Below are 15,169 nucleotides of genomic sequence, written 5' to 3'. Positions count from 1 at the left end.
GATACAGAAAAGGCGGCCAAGGCCGCCTGCACAGAGTAAAGGGCGCAAGGCCGCTTCACCCGTGATATTCCTGAACCTGGCTTACTCCTGGGGTACCACTTTGCCGATAAACGGCAGGTTGCGGTACTTCTGGGCGTAGTCGATGCCACAGCCGACCACGAATTCGTCCGGAATGGCGAAGCCAATCCAGTCGACCGGCACCTGCACTTCGCGGCGGGAGGGTTTGTCCAGCAGGGTGCAGATGGCCAGGGATTTCGGCTCGCGCAGGGAGAGGATCTCGCGCACCTTGTTGAGGGTGTAACCGGTGTCGATGATGTCTTCCACGATCACCACATCCTTGCCCTTGATGTCATCGTCCAGGTCTTTGAGGATGCGGACGTCACGGGTGCTGTGCATGCCGGAGCCGTAGCTGGAGGCGGTCATGAAGTCCAGGGTGATGGGCAGCTGGCACTGGCGGCAGAGATCGGCCAGGAAGATGCAGGAACCGCGCAGCAGCGCAATCATCACGACTTCGTCAGAACCCTGATAGCGGGCGGTGATCTCTTCACCCAATTTGGCGATCCGGGCGGCTACTTCAGCCTCGGAGATCATCACCTCGACGGTGTGTTTCATCACTTACTCCCATAAGGCCAAAGGGGATTTGGCCGTTCATGAATATCAAAACCGATGATTCTACCACTCATGTTGAAGGGTGCTAGAGATACGTGGTGCTTTTATCGGCTTATTTTAATTGATAGAGTTAGCAGGCACTCAGGCATGATTAGTTAAAATACTATAAACACCATAATCAATAACTATTAGATGATAAAAACTATGGAACCACGCGCAGAAATAAGACGTCGTACCCGGCTGTCGCCGGAAGCTCGTCGCTCCCAATTGATGGAATGTGCCATCGAGGTGTTCTCCCGTCGCGGCATTGGCCGTGCAGGTCACGCCGAGATAGCCGAACAGGCCAAGGTCTCTGTGGCTACCGTCTTCAACTATTTCAACACCCGTGAGGAGTTGGTAGATGAGGTGCTGGCCGAGATCGAACGCTTTGTGAACCAAATGCTGTCGCAGGCATACGGTGACCAGGGCTCCATTTTCGACAAGATCCAGCGTCATGTACGCCTCTCTGTCGATGCCGCCTACGATCAACCGGATTATGCCGGTATCTGGCTGGAGTGGAGCTCATCGGTTCGGGAAGAGGTATGGCCCCGCTATACCCGGCTGCTCGATCACTGCCTTGAGCTGATCGCCAGCGAGCTGCAAACCGCCATGGATGCAGGGGAGATCACCAGCGTGCTGTCAGCACAGGATCTGGCCCGCTCTTTGACCGGTTTTGGCTATGTGATGATGCAGATGATCAATCAACCTCAGCGCCCGGCGCGGCAAGAGGTGGCTGATTTCCTGTTCAAGTACGTGACTGCACCGATTCAGGCTCGCTAACACGGCTTAACGAAAAAACGGCGTCACTCATTGAGTGGCGCCGTTTTTTTATGGCCGAATGTGGCGGTCAGCTCAATGGTGGCCATAGCCCCAGCGGTGGGTCAACTCATGCTCGACACCTAGATGATCGAGGATGCGGGCGACCATAAAGTCCACCAGATCGGCGATGCTTTTCGGCTCATGATAGAAACCGGGCGCGGCAGGCATGATGGTCACCCCGAGCCGCGCCAGTTTCAGCATGTTCTCCAGATGGATCGCCGAGAAGGGGGTTTCGCGGGGCACCAGGATCAGCTGGCCACGCTCCTTGATCACCACATCCGCTGCCCGCTCCAGCAGGTTGTCGGAGGTGCCGTTGGCAATGGCCGAGACGGTGCCCATGGAGCAGGGGCAGACCACCATCTGTTTGGGCGCGGCCGAACCGGAGGCCACCGGCGAGAACCACTCCTCCTTGCCGCAGGCGACAATCTGCCCCTCCTTGGCGCCATATTGGCGACAAAGATAGGCAGAGAGCTCTTTCGGCGAGCCGGGCCAATCCTGTTGCTGTTCGGTCTTGAGTACCACACGAGCCGCCGATGAGGCGAGCAGGTAGACCCGATAGTCGGCCTGCACCAGACACTGGAGCAGGCGCAGGGCGTAGGGGGCGCCGGAGGCGCCGGTCAGCGCCAGGGTGATCGCTTTGTTCATAGTTCGCCGTGGTAATCCTTGAGTCGGGCGATCAGCTTGTCATGAATACCGCCGAAGCCGCCGTTGCTCATGATCAGAATATGGTCGCCATCGCGGCTCTCGGCCACCAGCCGGTTGATCAGGGTCTCCAGATCGTTGAATACCTTGGCGGGTCGGGTCATATGGGCCGTCACCTCGCCGAGATCCCAGCCGATGTTGGGGGGCTGGAAGAAGAACACCTCGTCGGCGCCATCGAAGCAGCCAGCCAGCTCCTCCTTGTGAACCCCCAGCTTCATGGTGTTGGAGCGAGGCTCCAGCACCGCCAGAATACGTGAGCTGCCTACCTTGGCGCGCAGGCCGCCGAGGGTGGTCTCGATGGCGGTGGGGTGGTGGGCGAAGTCGTCATAGACGCTGATGCCCGCTACCTCACCCTTGAGCTCCATCCGCCGTTTGGGGGATTTGAACTGGCAGAGGGCGGCGATGCCATGCTCTACCATGACACCGGCGTGGCGGGCGGCAGCGATGGCCATCAGACCGTTGTTGACGTTGTGCTCGCCGATGCACTCCCAGTGCACCTCACCCTGCTTTTCGCCATCCAGCCACACCTCGAAGGCGGAGCCGTCGTCGGCTAGTTTGAGCGCTTTCCACTTGGCGTTGTCCTGACCCACCAGCTCCACCTCGCTCCAGCAGCCCATCTTGCGCACGGCGGTGAGGTTGTCATCCGCTTGCGGGAACAGCACCCGGCCGTTACTCGGCACGGTGCGCATCAGGTGGTGGAACTGGCGCTGGATGGCGGCGAGATCCGGGAAGATGTCCGCATGGTCAAACTCCAGATTGTTCATCACCAGGGTGCGCGGATGGTAGTGGACGAACTTGGAGCGTTTGTCGAAGAAGGCGCAGTCATACTCGTCCGCTTCGATGACAAAGAAGGGGGCGGAGCCGAGACGGGCGGAGACCGGGAAGTTGCCCGGCACGCCTCCAATAAGGAAACCGGGTTCCAGTTTGGCGTACTCTAGCACCCAGGCCAACATGCTGGCGGTGGTGGTCTTGCCATGGGTGCCGGCAACGGCCAGCACCCAGCGATCTTGCAGCACGTGCTCCAGCAGCCACTGGGGACCGGAGATGTAGGGCAGATTGCGGTCCAGCACATATTCAACACAGGGGTTGCCGCGGCTCATGGCGTTGCCGATCACCACCAGATCCGGCGCCGGATCGAGTTGGGAGGGGTCATAGCCTTCGGTCAGTTCGATGCCCTGTTGCTCGAGCTGGGTACTCATGGGGGGATAGACGTTGGCATCCGAACCGGTCACCCGGTAACCAAGCTGTTTTGCCAACACCGCCAGACCACCCATAAAGGTGCCGCAGATCCCGAGAATGTGAATATGCATACCGCTTCCTTTCGCAGTAAAGGGAAGTGCGCATTCTAGGGGGTGTTGCGGTGGTGGCACAAGCCGCACTCATGGTGAGAGGCCCACAGATGCAGCACCGGAGGCAGAAATCTTGGCGCTGTTGGGATATGCGAGATTGGAATGGGCTGATGGGTTTTATTTGAGGCTTGATATTGTGTCGCACTTTCTTACAATTCTTCGGTTTTGTGACGCACTCTACAGTTTTACGATATCGCCCTTTTCCAAAGGAGAGTCCCCATGGGCAAGTTCCTGCTTTGCTATCTGGTCGGTGGTCTGGTGGCCATCAGTTGGGCTGCGCTGCCCGCTCACGGTCCCTGGGATCAGTGGGACCTCGCGATTTTTCATACCGTCAACGGCTGGCTCGGCCAGTCGGCTCTGTGGGCCGATCTGGTGGCCATCACCAATAACCGGCTGTTCGATCTGGCGGTGCTGGCCTGTATGGGGCTGATCCTAGCCCGCTGCTTCTTCGCCCGGGATTTGGCGGGTCGTCGCCAGCTGGTGGCAATGGGCATAGTGATGTTGCTGAGCGCACTGGTGATCAACCAGCTTGGTCACCGATTGCCGGTGGAGCGACCCAGCCCGACCCTGATGGTGGCCGATGCGCTGCGGGTGACCCAGATCAGTGCTATTCCGACCAAGGACTCTTCTGGCGATAGTTTCCCCGGCGATCACGCCCTGTTCCTGATGGTCTTCGCGGGCTACGCCTTGCGCTATCTGCCGCGCTGGGCGGGTATTACCGCATTGCTGATGGTGCCGATCTTTTCCGCACCGCGCATTCTGGCGGGCGCCCACTGGTTTACCGATGTCTATGTCGGTGCGCTGGGGCTGGCGACCCTCTGCCTGCCCTGGCTGCTGCTGACCCCGCTGGCGGATCGGTTGATAGACCGCATCGCCCCCCGATTGGCCCGTGTGCCGCTGCTGCGCAGTCAGACCCACTGATTGAACGTCGCAAAATAAAACGCCCCGACATGAAAATGTCGGGGCGTTTTGTTATCAACCCGCGAGAGATCAGCCTTGATAGCCGTTCGGGTTGTTGCTTTGCCAGCGCCAGGTATCGACCATCATCTGCTCCAGACCGCGTTCTGCCTGCCAGCCCAGCTCGGCACGGGCCAGCGTTGGCTCTGCCCAGCACTCGGCGATGTCGCCTGGGCGACGGGGTTTGATCTGGTAGGGAATGGGTCGGCCGCTGGCCGCTTCAAACGCCTTGACCATCTCCAGTACCGAGTAGCCCTGACCTGTGCCCAGGTTGTAGGTGAAGACGCCGGTGTCGCTCTTGATGCGTGCCAGTGCTTTCAGGTGACCGATGGCCAGATCCACCACATGGATGTAGTCGCGCACGCCGGTGCCATCCGGGGTCGGGTAGTCATTGCCAAATACCCCCAGCTCCTTGAGCTTGCCGACACCCACTTGGCTGATATAGGGCAGCAGGTTGTTGGGGATGCCGTTGGGATCTTCACCAATCAGGCCGCTCTCGTGGGCGCCGACCGGGTTGAAGTAACGCAGCAGTACGATGGCCCAGCGGGGATCGGATTTGGCGAGATCGCGCAGGATCTCCTCCACCATCAGCTTGGAGCGACCATAGGGGTTGGTGGCGCTGGTGGGAAAATCTTCCCGCAGCGGTACCGAGGCGGGATCGCCATAGACGGTGGCCGAGGAGCTGAATACCAGCCGGAAAACGCCAGCCTTGGCCATCTCTTCGCACAGCACCAGAGTGCCGCTGATGTTGTTCTGGTAGTAGGTGAGCGGGATCTGGCTCGACTCCCCGACCGCCTTGAGACCGGCGAAGTGGATGACCGATTCGATCTGGTGGTTGGCGAACAGCTGCTGCAGGCAGGCTCTGTCCAGCACATCCCCTTCGACGAAGGTGACCGGCTTGCCGGTGATCTGCTCGACCCGCTTGAGTGACTCCGGTGAGGAGTTGGATAGGTTGTCGAGTACCACGACCTGCTGCCCCGCGCCGAGCAGCTCAACCAGGGTGTGGGAGCCGATATAGCCGGCGCCCCCTGTGACCAGTATTGTCATTTTTTATCCCGTGTTCTGGTGAAACTGGGGCAGAGTCTAGCGCCCCTGTCTACTTGGGAAAAGGTTGGGATACCGATGACGCTTTCACCGCACCTCACAAAAGCCTTCACCACGCCTCAATAATCGAGACTGATATCCCCTTTCGCGGTGCAGGAGCAGGCCAGAGCAACGCCGCTCTCCAGATCCTGCGCACTCAAGGTCATCACGCTCTGGCGTTCGATGTCACCTGTGGTGGTGCAACGACAGCTGCCACATACCCCGGCGCGGCAAGCAGCCATCATGGTTTCGCCCGCCGCTTCCAGCGCCGCCAGCAGGGTCTGACCCGGCAGGATTTTCACTTTCTTGCCGCTCTTTTTCAGGGTTAGCCAGAAGTGGTCGCTGGCGGTAGCAGCGGGCTCTGCGGGAGGAAGACCGAAGGACTCCTGATGCAGCTGCTCTGGTGGCAGCCCGAGTTCTGCCAGCATGGTACTGACCGCCGCCATATAGGGGGCCGGGCCGCAGAGATAGACATGGCGTTCGCGCAGATCTGGGGCCAGTTCGGCCAGCATGGCGGGGGTGAGTCGGCCAATCCAGGGGTGATCTGCTGGGGCATTTTCCAGAATCAGGGTATGCCGTACACCGGCATGGGCTTCGGCCAATGCAGCCAAGTCATCTGCGAAGATCACATCTGCTGGCGAGCGGGCGCTATGGATAAAGCGGATATCGGCATCCGGCCGTTTGGCTAGCTCGTCCCGCAACATGGCCCACATGGGGGTGATGCCGGAACCAGCGCTCAAGAGCAGCGGCCGCTCGCAGGGCAGGGCGGTCAGGTTGAAATCGCCGAACGGGCCATCAGCCCGGATCTTGTCTCCCACTTGCAGGGTCTGGTGCAGATGGTGGGAGACTAGCCCCACATCCTTGATGGTGACCTGCCAGCACGCATCCTGCGGGCTGGAGGAGAGGGTATAGGCGCGGCACTCCGGCTGGCCGTCAATCTCGGTATGCAGGGTGATGCACTGGCCAGACAGTACGGGAGGGAGGCTGCCGGAAAGGGGCGCCAGCTGCCAGCTCACGACGTCGTGGGTGTTCTGTTGGCGGCCAATGCAGGTGAGCGTGAGAGAGGTCATCACAAGGCTCCTTAGGTTTGAAGCGGGTTGAAAAACGTCTGGTGAAAAAGCTGGGTCCAGCAAAAAGGCGAGCCGGGCGGCTCGCCAAACGCTTACAACATGAGGTGCCGATCAGGCCGCCAGGATCTCGGCCAAGTCAGCCTCGGCCGTGGTGGTCCCTTTCAGACCGAACTGCTCTTCCAGCACCTTGAGCAGAGCCGGGGTGAGGAAGGCGGGGGCGGTCGGGCCGGTACGAATGTCCTTCACCCCGAGGGAGAGCAGGGTGAGCAGAATAACGATGGCTTTTTGCTCGAACCAGGAGAGCACCAGCGTTAGCGGCAGATCGTTGACCCCGCACTCGAACGCCTCGGAGAGTGCCAGCGCCAACTGAATGGCGGAGTAGGCATCGTTGCACTGACCCACGTCCAGCAGACGCGGAATGCCGCCGATGTCGCCAAAGTCGAGCTTGTTGAACTTGTATTTGCCGCAGCCCAGGGTGAGCAGCAGGCTGTCGCGCGGCGCCGCCTTGGCAAACTCGGTGAAGTAGGCGCGCTCGGCCTTGTCGCCGTCACAGCCACCCACCAGGAAGAAGTGGCTGATCTCTCCGGCTTTGACCTTCTCGATCACCGCGGGTGCTGCCTGCATCAGGGCGTTGCGGGCAAAGCCGATGGTGATGAAGTGCTCGAGCTCGGTGTGCTTGAAGCCTTCCAGCGCTTGGGCCTTGGCAATCACGGCGGAGAAATCATCCCCCTCCAGATGGGTTACGCCCGGCCAGCCGACGATGGAGCGGGTGAAGATGCGATCCGAGTAGTTGCCCACGTTCGGGTCGATGATGCAGTTGGAGGTCATCACCACCGCGCCCGGGAAGTTGGCAAACTCTTTCTGCTGGTTTTGCCAGGCGGAGCCGTAGTTGCCCACCAGATGGGGGTACTGCTTGAAGAAGGGATAGGCCAGTGCGGGCAGCATCTCGCCGTGGGTGTAGACATGAATGCCGGTCCCTTTGGTCTGCTCCAGAATGAGCTTGAGATCCATCATGTCGTGGCCGGAGACCAGAATGCACTTGCCGGGAATTGGCGTGACCCTGACCCGGGTCGGCTCCGGATGGCCGAAGGCGCTGGTTTCCCCCAAATCCAGCATCTCCATGATTTTGAAGTTGAGCTGACCGATCTCCATGGCACAGTTGAACAGCCGACCCATTTCGCTCGGGTCTGTGCTGAGCCAGCTCATGATGCGGTGGAATTCGGCGGCCACCTCGTCACTCTGCTGATCCAGCACCCGGGCGTGCTCCATATAGGCAGCGGCGCCCTTGAGGCCGTAGAGGCAGAGCAGACGCAGCCCCATGATGTCCTCGTTTACCTCGTTCTTGCCCCGATTGGGGGCGGCTGGTGCGGCATGGGCAAGTTGTTCCAGCAGTTCGGCACCGGGTTCGAAGTAAGCGGACTGTGGCAAGTCGTTGACCTGCACCGCCATGGCGGTCAGACGATCGGTCAACTGCTGGCGATAGGCGAGGGCCTGATTGACGTAGGCCACGATGCGATTCGAGTCGAAGTTGACGTTGGTGAGGGTGGCGAAGAAGGCCTTGGGCACGAAAGCATCGATCTCGCGATTCATGATGCCCTGCTCGCGGGCGGCCAGCGCCCAGGCGCTGAGCCCCTGCAGGGTATAGATCAGCACATCCTGCAGATCCGAGGTTTCCGCGGTCTTGCCGCACATACCTTGTGCGTAGGCACAGCCGTTGCCTGCCGGGGTACGAATTGTCTGTTCACATTGCACACAAAACATCATGCCTCTCCTAATTGGACATTTCAGTTGTCTGTTTTGTGGCGATTCTATTCCTCTCGCGAAAAACTTAATAGGTATTCAATTTGCCAATTAAGGTTCCCTTGATGTAGATCAAAAACAAAAAAAGCCGCCCAAACAGGGCGGCAAGCGGGTGGATAAAAGGAGAGACAACTCAGGTTTGCAACAGAACATAACAATCAGACGGATTGGGCCGTGGTCTGGTCAGGAGCTGTCGGCCCGGTACTTACTCAAGCCAGCATACGTACGCTGTAGTCGGCTTGGTTCACTATCAGGCCAGATAAGCACGCAGCATCCAGACCAGTTTTTCCTGCTGCTGCACATAGTCGGAGAGGATGGAGGCTGTGCCCTCATCACCGGCTTCGGCGGCCTGACCCAGAATACGGCGCTGGGCGACCAGCAGTTCGCGGAAGCTATCCAGCAGGGATTCGACACAGGCGCGGCCATCGTGCAGCCCTTTTTGCTCCGGGATGGCAGAGACTTTCAGGTAGTCGCTGAAGCTGTGCATGGGCACGCCATCCAGGGTCAGGATCCGCTCGGCCAGCGCATCGACTTTCAGCAGCAGGTCGTTGTAAATCTCTTCAAATTTCAGGTGCAGTTCGAAGAACTGGTTGCCACGGATATTCCAGTGGAAGCCGCGCACGTTCATGTAGAGGATCTGGTAGCTGGCCAGCAATTTGTTCAACTCGGCTGCCAGGGCTTGTGATTGAGCAGTATCAAGACCAATCGGGCTTTTCATCATTCACCTCCAGATTTGGAAATCGGTTTTAAATTCTCTTTCGGAACGCAGTTAGAATAACGCCTTGCAAAATGCAGGGACAATTGCTTGTGCCTAACTGTTTGATAGCTAACGGCTATCAAACAGTACGCAGCAACGGGGGCAATGGATGAGGATTAGGGGAAGTATTTTTCCAGCAGCGCCATCAGGATGGCCTGACACTCGCGGTCCGGTTTGCTATCGACCTTGCTGGCGCAAAAGTGGAGCTGAAAGGCGCCCAAGACGGCGCGGCTCTGCTCATCCCACTGGCCGCTCTGGGGCAGGCCATAGCCATAGCGGGCCAACTGCTGCTGCCACATGGCCGCATCCCAGTCGGGCAAGGGGCTGGCCAGCAACTCAGCCACCCGACCTTCATCGGGCCAGGCGCCGACTCCGTACGTCAGATAGAGCTGGCGCCAGGGGAAGTGGGGGCCGGGATCCTGCTTGCGCTCGGGGGCGACATCGCTGTGGCCCAGCACCTGGGTCGGTGGAATCTGGTAGCGGGCGACCAGCTCCCGGCTGAGTGCGCCGACGGCAGCAATCTGCTGCGGGGTATAGGGTTGCCAGCGGCGGGCATGGGGTGCCAGCGGCTCATCTTCCGCTGGATAGCCGAGGTTGACGATCTCGATGCCAAGGGAGCTGGCATTGAGCCCGGCATATTGATGCCAGCGGCTGCGTCCCGCGTGCCAGGCGCGCGCGTTGTCCGGCACCAGCTGATAGACGGTGAACGGTGTCTCGTGGCTGTCGCGGGGGAGCAGGTAGTGGGCGCTCACCTTGTGCTCCGGCTCGGTCAGCAGGCGCAGGGAGTTGGCATCATCTTCGTCGGTGTAGTGGAGGATCAGAAAGGCGATCCGCTCGTTCTGGTTGGCGCTCTGATAGCGGGTTGAGAGCTGATATTCGGACGGAGTACAACCACCCAGCAGCAGAACCAGTGGCAGAAAGAAGAGGGGAAGAAGACAGCGCCAGCACCATCCCCCTGCCACAGTCAGTCTGCTGAGCGTGGGAGGAGTGAGTTGCTGGCACATGTCGAAGGCCCGGTCTGGTCAGTCGCGCGGCTGGTTAGCCGCGGTATTTGGCCGTGAGACCGATCAGGAAGTTGCGCAGGATCTGATCCCCGCAATCCTGATAGTGCTTGTGATCCTTGGAGCGGAACAGGGCACTGAGTTCGGACTTGGAGAGGTTGAAGTCGGCGAGCTTGAGGGTGCCGAGCATATCCTCTTCCTTGAAGTTGAGACCGATGCGCAGCTTGCGCAGGATCATGTTGTTGTTGATCCGGTTCGGGATCACCTGGGCCGGTGCATCTTCCCGCACGCCGCGGCGGGCGATGATGAAACCGTCGAGGAACTGGCTCAGGGCCGAGTCGGGACAGGCGACATAGCCTGCCTCTTGCTCTTCACCTTCCGCCGCCTCTTTCATCAACCAGCTGTGCAGCTGGGCGTGAGTGACCGTCAGGTTGCCCTTGGCAAACATCTCGACCATCTGGTCGTTGCTGATGGTGAGGGCGTAGCGCAGACGGCGCAGAATATCGTTGTTGGTCATGCTGACTCCTGTGTAAACGGCGCAACTTTACCATCTGGCAGCCCTCGCGTCAGAAAAAGCGGGGGCCGATACAGTTCAGGTCAAGCTCATCAAGCTTTGCCGAGATAGCGGGGCGCCTCCTGGCGCACCAGTTCCAGCGCATCTTGCAGCTCCAGCAGCTCGGGTTCCAGCTCGCTGACCGGCACGCCGTCACGCAGCTGTTGCTCCAGCTGGGAGAGCAACCGTTGCAGTCCCGGTACCCCGGAATAGGCACAGCCGCCGTTGAGGCGATGGAGCTGGGCCAGCACCTCGCTATCTTCAATTTCGCCCGCCAGTGCGCTATCCAGCACCGGCTCGACCTCGTCAAAACTGGCCAGCAGCATGGTCAGCATCTCTCTGGCGAGATGCTCTTTCCCTGCCGCTTGCCGCACCGCCAGTGCCCAGTCGATCTGTTGGGCACCATTATTCTGGTGGCGGCGATGGGCAAAGTCGGTGATGAGCTGGGCCAGCATGCTCTCGTCGATGGGTTTGGCCAGATAGTCGTCCATCCCCTGCCGGATCAGCCGCTCCCGCTCGCCGGGGATGGCGTGGGCGGTCACCGCCACGATCGGGGTGGTGGTGTTGAGGGACTGGTTGCGGATCGCCTGGGTGGCGCTGATGCCATCCATGATCGGCATCTGGATATCCATGAAGATGATGTCGAACGGTTGGCTCTGGGCCTGTTTGACCGCCTCCTTGCCGTTTTTGCACACCACCACCTGACTCACCATCTCCTTGAGCATGGCGGCGATCAGTTTGAGGTTGGCGGCGTTGTCGTCCACCGCCAGCACCTTGATCGGCTGCAACTGGCGCGGCGCAGGTTGCGCGGGCAGCTTCTGGCGGCTCGATTCCGGCGAGAGCAGGGCGTGCAGCAGCTTGCGGTGGTTGACCGGTTTGGAGAGACAGTGCTGGGCGCCATGGGCCAGCATAGCTTCATAGAGCGCCGGCTCGTGGCTGCTGAGCAGCACTATGGTGTTCTGCTGCTGGCCGTTCAGTCTGTCGAGACGGCCGAGCACCTGCTGCGGCGTATGCAGGGTGCTGCTGCCGATGATCACCATCTCCTGCTCGCTCATCTCGGGCCAGGGATCATCGCTGGTCAGTGGGTGCACATCGAGGTGCCACTCCGCCAGCAGGGCGAGCAGGGAGGCTTGGGCGAAGGGATCCGGCTCCAGCAGCCAGAGCCGTTTGCCACGGATCCGATCCAGCGGTAGTTGATCGGTCTGGGGCAGGGGGGAGACCTCCACATCCAGATTGAACGAGAAGATGGATCCCTTGCCGAGCTCCGATTCAAAGCGGATCTGGCCGCCCATCTGCTGCACCAGCTTCTGGGTGATGACGAGGCCAAGGCCCGTGCCGCCATAACGGCGGGAGATGGAGGAGTCGGCCTGATTGAAGGCCTGGAACAGCTGATGTTGCTGCTCTTGGGAGATGCCGATGCCGGTATCGCGGATCTGGACGTTGAGCCTCACCTTGTGGTTGCCACTGCCGGTCTGCTCGATATGGACATCCACGTTGCCTTGCTCGGTGAACTTGATGGCGTTGCCGGTGAGGTTGGTCAGCACCTGTTGCAGACGCATGGGGTCGCCGGTGAGGTAGTCCGGCACATCGGCATCCACCCGCAGGGAGAGCTCCAGCTGCTTGTCGTGGGCGCTGGGGCCGAGCAGGTGCATGGTCTCGTTGAGGGTGTCGCGCAGGCTGAACGGGATATGCTCCAGCTGCAGCTTGCCCGCTTCCAGCTTCGAGAAGTCGAGGATGTCGTTGATGATGCCAAGCAGGTTGCGCGCCGATTTCTCGATGGTCTGCATGTAGTCGGTCTGGCTCGGGGTCAGGCTGGTTTTCAGCAACTGGCGGGTAAAACCGATGACCCCGTTGAGCGGGGTACGCAATTCGTGGGACATGTTGGCCAGAAACTCCGATTTGACCCGCGCCGCCTCCTGCGCCCGCTTCTTGGCCATGTCGAGCTCGACGTTCTGGATCTCTATCTGCTCGAGGGTTTCGCGCAGGTCAGAGGTGGCCTGATCGATATTCTGCTGCATCTCTTCGTGATATTCGGAGAGCGCCTTGGCCATGGCGTTGATGCCGTTTTTCAGCATATCCAGCTCGCCGGTGAGCTGGCCGCTGACCCGGGTATCGAGCCGCCCCTCCCTGATCTTGTGCACCGCCTGCACCATGTTGGTGATGGGCTGGGTCACGCTCTTGACCAGACGGAAGCCAAACAGGGTACTGAAGGCGACCCCGATGAGCACCATGATCACCGCAAAGAAGGTGTCGCGGTACTGCAGCAGCATGGCCCTGTCGGTCGCCATCTGCATCGAGATGTAGCCGATCATCGGCGGCTCTACATCGCTGGGCAGCGGGAAGCCATCGAGGCTGGTTTCAGCCTGGATCGGGGTGCGCAAAATGATGTCGTCCCCCTGAAACGTCACGCTGGTCAAATCCGGAATGGGTTCGCCATCGGGCAGCCTGAGCCGGGTGAAATCCCGGTGGTAGTTCGAGGTGACGAACAGCTGGTTGTCCTGGGTGAAAACCGCGATGGACTTGATGAAGGGGGAGTTCTTGCGATGGGTCAGGCCAATCAGCCGCTTGAGGGATTCGCGACTGTGCTGGGTCATCCCGTATTCACTGGCGATCGCCAGCGGTTCGATGATGTTGATCCCCTGATCAATGAGGTTGTTTTCCAGCTGCTGGTAGCGGTGGAAGGTGAAGTAACCGGCCATCAGGCCACCGATGATCAGGGTCGGCAGGATGGTGAAGGCGAGAACGCGTGCTCTCAGGCCATATTTGGTCATACGAACAGGCCACCAGTGAACAGGGTTGGCGATAGGGTTGATGGCAATACACGGGCTCTGTGGCCGTATTTGGTCATACTATTATTCTTGTGGGACAATACCCGGCAGCAGATTCCACAATCATGACATAGCCACCTATAGGCACCAAGTTTTATGGCCCAGTTTTTCAAGCCCCAAAAGAAGTCCACCCAGCTCCAACGCATTGAATTTACGATAGACACCCTCGATCACCACTGCGTCGGTATCGGTCGCCATCAGGGCAAGGCGATCTTCGTCGAAGGGGCGCTGCCCGGCGAGACCGTCAAGGCACGCATCACCGAAGAAAAAAAACAGTATGGCCACGCCGCCTTGCAACAGGTGGTGACCCCGGCGGCTAATCGTATCGCCCCCTTTTGCAGCCACTATCGCGAGTGCGGCGGTTGCAGTGCCCAGCACATGTCGGTTGCCGATCAGCAAGCGGCCAAGGCGGCCGGACTGGTCAGCCTGTTCGAGCGGTTGGGCAACATCAAGGCGCCGGCGCTGGAGCCGGTACTGACCGGTGAGGATCGTGCCTACCGTCGGGTCTGTCGTCTGGCCATCAAATTTGACAAGAACGGTCGCTGCACCCGGGTCGGTTTCCGCCGTCGCAACAGCAACGATCTGGTGGAAATCGAAGGGTGCCCTGTGCTGGCCGAGCCGCTCTCTGCGCTGATTGCCCCGCTGCGTGAGTGCGTCAATCGCCTCAAGAGCCAGCGCGAGCTGGGCCATGCGGAGCTTATCCAGGCCGAGCAGGGGCTCATGATGCTGCTGCGTCACACCGGCCGCCCTAATGAGGCGGATCGCGCCCTGCTGGTGGAGTTTGCAAAAGCGCAGGGGATCGACCTCTATCTGCAAGCGGCCGATGATCGCATCGAAGCGCTGCAGCAACAATTTTCCCCATCCTATTCGCTGGATGGCCTGTCTCTTGCATTTGCTCCGGGTGACTTCATTCAGGTCAACGGCCCCATCAACCAGAGCATGGTTGAGCAGGCGCTGACATGGCTCGGGGCGAGCAAGGATGACAAGGTGCTCGATCTCTTCTGCGGTATCGGCAACTTCACCCTGCCGCTGGCCCGTCAGGCTCGCGAAGTGGTGGGTGTGGAAGGTGAACTGGCCATGGTGCAGCGGGCCGAAGAGAATGCCCGTCGCAACGGCATCACCAATGCCCGTTTCTACAAAGCTGACCTGAGCGATGACATTGTCGGCATGTCCTGGGCGCGGGAAGGGTTTGATCTGGTGCTACTGGATCCGGCTCGTCCCGGCGCGCTGGAAGTGATGGGACACGTCGTGAAACTTTCACCCAAGCGGGTGGTCTACGTCTCCTGTAACCCGGTCACCCTGGCGCGGGACAGTCAGGTACTGGTGAAAGGGGGTTATCGTCTGGTGCGCCTCGGCATGCTCGACATGTTCCCTCACACCGGTCATCTGGAGTCCATGGCGCTGTTTGAACGGGAGTAAATGACTCATCAGTTCGGCGATGCGGATATGTAATCTGGCGTGTCTGCGTCTGTTTGAGCTGATGTGATTGGGGTAATCTAGACCCTCGTCGTTCGGCAGGGCCTGTTGGCGCGCTCTATTGTCTTTCTGGACAATATGCCTTGAAAAGTGCGCTGGATATCCCCATTTGAGGCAATCTCATGA

At 59.9% G+C, this 15,169-nt stretch carries 13 protein-coding genes; 3 read left to right on the top strand and 10 right to left on the bottom strand.

Annotation, left to right across the window (positions count from 1 at the left end; genetic code table 11):
• Window positions 1-81 precede the first annotated feature (81 nt).
• Window positions 82-612: a hypoxanthine phosphoribosyltransferase gene (gene hpt, locus OKB77_RS19150; RefSeq protein ID WP_005335618.1), complete on the bottom strand. Its 531-nt coding sequence runs from the start codon at window positions 610-612 to the stop codon at window positions 82-84.
• A 201-nt stretch (window positions 613-813) separates the two neighbouring features.
• On the opposite strand from hpt, the gene OKB77_RS19145 reads away from it, so the two are divergent.
• Complete coding sequence (locus tag OKB77_RS19145; protein ID WP_064341712.1) at window positions 814-1,428, top strand: TetR/AcrR family transcriptional regulator; 615 nt, start codon at window positions 814-816, stop codon at window positions 1,426-1,428.
• Window positions 1,429-1,500: 72 nt separating this feature from the next.
• Here OKB77_RS19145 and OKB77_RS19140 read toward each other — a convergent pair whose 3' ends face one another.
• Both OKB77_RS19140 and mpl read right to left on the bottom strand, forming a co-directional pair.
• The gene (locus OKB77_RS19140) at window positions 1,501-2,112 is read right to left on the bottom strand and encodes a flavin prenyltransferase UbiX (RefSeq protein WP_069529846.1); all 612 of its coding nucleotides are present in this window, start codon (window positions 2,110-2,112) and stop codon (window positions 1,501-1,503) included.
• Complete coding sequence (gene mpl, locus OKB77_RS19135; protein WP_270818153.1) at window positions 2,109-3,479, bottom strand: UDP-N-acetylmuramate:L-alanyl-gamma-D-glutamyl-meso-diaminopimelate ligase; 1,371 nt, start codon at window positions 3,477-3,479, stop codon at window positions 2,109-2,111. Before mpl ends, OKB77_RS19140 begins: the two co-directional genes overlap by 4 nt.
• 258 nt (window positions 3,480-3,737) lie before the next feature.
• Between mpl and OKB77_RS19130 the strand changes: the two genes are divergently transcribed.
• Window positions 3,738-4,439, top strand: coding sequence for a phosphatase PAP2 family protein (locus tag OKB77_RS19130; protein ID WP_123172389.1), 702 nt, complete (start codon window positions 3,738-3,740; stop codon window positions 4,437-4,439).
• Between the two features lie 69 nt (window positions 4,440-4,508).
• Here OKB77_RS19130 and galE read toward each other — a convergent pair whose 3' ends face one another.
• The 7 genes from galE to barA form a co-directional block, all read right to left on the bottom strand.
• On the bottom strand, window positions 4,509-5,522 hold the full coding sequence (galE, locus tag OKB77_RS19125) for a UDP-glucose 4-epimerase GalE (RefSeq protein WP_005335608.1): 1,014 nt from the start codon (window positions 5,520-5,522) through the stop codon (window positions 4,509-4,511).
• A 116-nt stretch (window positions 5,523-5,638) separates the two neighbouring features.
• On the bottom strand, window positions 5,639-6,628 hold the full coding sequence (locus tag OKB77_RS19120; RefSeq protein WP_123172390.1) for a hybrid-cluster NAD(P)-dependent oxidoreductase: 990 nt from the start codon (window positions 6,626-6,628) through the stop codon (window positions 5,639-5,641).
• Between the two features lie 111 nt (window positions 6,629-6,739).
• Window positions 6,740-8,389 (bottom strand): hydroxylamine reductase, encoded by a 1,650-nt coding sequence (gene hcp, locus OKB77_RS19115; protein ID WP_123172391.1) that lies wholly within the window; start codon window positions 8,387-8,389, stop codon window positions 6,740-6,742.
• 289 nt (window positions 8,390-8,678) lie between these two features.
• Window positions 8,679-9,146: a Dps family protein gene (locus OKB77_RS19110; RefSeq protein WP_005362843.1), complete on the bottom strand. Its 468-nt coding sequence runs from the start codon at window positions 9,144-9,146 to the stop codon at window positions 8,679-8,681.
• Between the two features lie 155 nt (window positions 9,147-9,301).
• On the bottom strand, window positions 9,302-10,189 hold the full coding sequence (locus tag OKB77_RS19105; protein WP_123172392.1) for an N-acetylmuramoyl-L-alanine amidase: 888 nt from the start codon (window positions 10,187-10,189) through the stop codon (window positions 9,302-9,304).
• Between the two features lie 34 nt (window positions 10,190-10,223).
• Window positions 10,224-10,703 (bottom strand): DUF1456 family protein, encoded by a 480-nt coding sequence (locus OKB77_RS19100; protein ID WP_005335594.1) that lies wholly within the window; start codon window positions 10,701-10,703, stop codon window positions 10,224-10,226.
• 89 nt (window positions 10,704-10,792) lie between these two features.
• Window positions 10,793-13,510 (bottom strand): two-component sensor histidine kinase BarA, encoded by a 2,718-nt coding sequence (gene barA, locus OKB77_RS19095; protein WP_123172393.1) that lies wholly within the window; start codon window positions 13,508-13,510, stop codon window positions 10,793-10,795.
• Window positions 13,511-13,663: 153 nt separating this feature from the next.
• Between barA and rlmD the strand changes: the two genes are divergently transcribed.
• The gene (rlmD, locus tag OKB77_RS19090) at window positions 13,664-14,986 is read left to right on the top strand and encodes a 23S rRNA (uracil(1939)-C(5))-methyltransferase RlmD (protein WP_123172394.1); all 1,323 of its coding nucleotides are present in this window, start codon (window positions 13,664-13,666) and stop codon (window positions 14,984-14,986) included.
• Window positions 14,987-15,169: the final 183 nt, after the last annotated feature.

The sequence above is a fragment of the Aeromonas sp. Y318-3 genome, from assembly GCF_027706185.1.
Lineage (GTDB): Bacteria > Pseudomonadota > Gammaproteobacteria > Enterobacterales > Aeromonadaceae > Aeromonas > Aeromonas veronii.
Note: the sequence above shows the minus strand (reverse complement) of the source record. Positions and strands in the feature narration are given on the sequence as shown.

What these genes read in the sequence shown, in the direction of transcription:
- hcp (WP_123172391.1), bottom strand. Translation starts at nt 8,389, where the DNA reads ATGTTTTGTGTGCAATGTGAACAGACAATTCGTACCCCGGCAGGCAAC.
- OKB77_RS19120 (WP_123172390.1), bottom strand. Translation starts at nt 6,628, where the DNA reads ATGACCTCTCTCACGCTCACCTGCATTGGCCGCCAACAGAACACCCAC.
- mpl (WP_270818153.1), bottom strand. Translation starts at nt 3,479, where the DNA reads ATGCATATTCACATTCTCGGGATCTGCGGCACCTTTATGGGTGGTCTG.
- rlmD (WP_123172394.1), top strand. Translation starts at nt 13,664, where the DNA reads ATGGCCCAGTTTTTCAAGCCCCAAAAGAAGTCCACCCAGCTCCAACGC.
- OKB77_RS19100 (WP_005335594.1), bottom strand. Translation starts at nt 10,703, where the DNA reads ATGACCAACAACGATATTCTGCGCCGTCTGCGCTACGCCCTCACCATC.
- OKB77_RS19130 (WP_123172389.1), top strand. Translation starts at nt 3,738, where the DNA reads ATGGGCAAGTTCCTGCTTTGCTATCTGGTCGGTGGTCTGGTGGCCATC.
- OKB77_RS19145 (WP_064341712.1), top strand. Translation starts at nt 814, where the DNA reads ATGGAACCACGCGCAGAAATAAGACGTCGTACCCGGCTGTCGCCGGAA.
- OKB77_RS19110 (WP_005362843.1), bottom strand. Translation starts at nt 9,146, where the DNA reads ATGAAAAGCCCGATTGGTCTTGATACTGCTCAATCACAAGCCCTGGCA.
- hpt (WP_005335618.1), bottom strand. Translation starts at nt 612, where the DNA reads ATGAAACACACCGTCGAGGTGATGATCTCCGAGGCTGAAGTAGCCGCC.
- barA (WP_123172393.1), bottom strand. Translation starts at nt 13,510, where the DNA reads ATGACCAAATATGGCCTGAGAGCACGCGTTCTCGCCTTCACCATCCTG.
- OKB77_RS19140 (WP_069529846.1), bottom strand. Translation starts at nt 2,112, where the DNA reads ATGAACAAAGCGATCACCCTGGCGCTGACCGGCGCCTCCGGCGCCCCC.
- galE (WP_005335608.1), bottom strand. Translation starts at nt 5,522, where the DNA reads ATGACAATACTGGTCACAGGGGGCGCCGGCTATATCGGCTCCCACACC.
- OKB77_RS19105 (WP_123172392.1), bottom strand. Translation starts at nt 10,189, where the DNA reads ATGTGCCAGCAACTCACTCCTCCCACGCTCAGCAGACTGACTGTGGCA.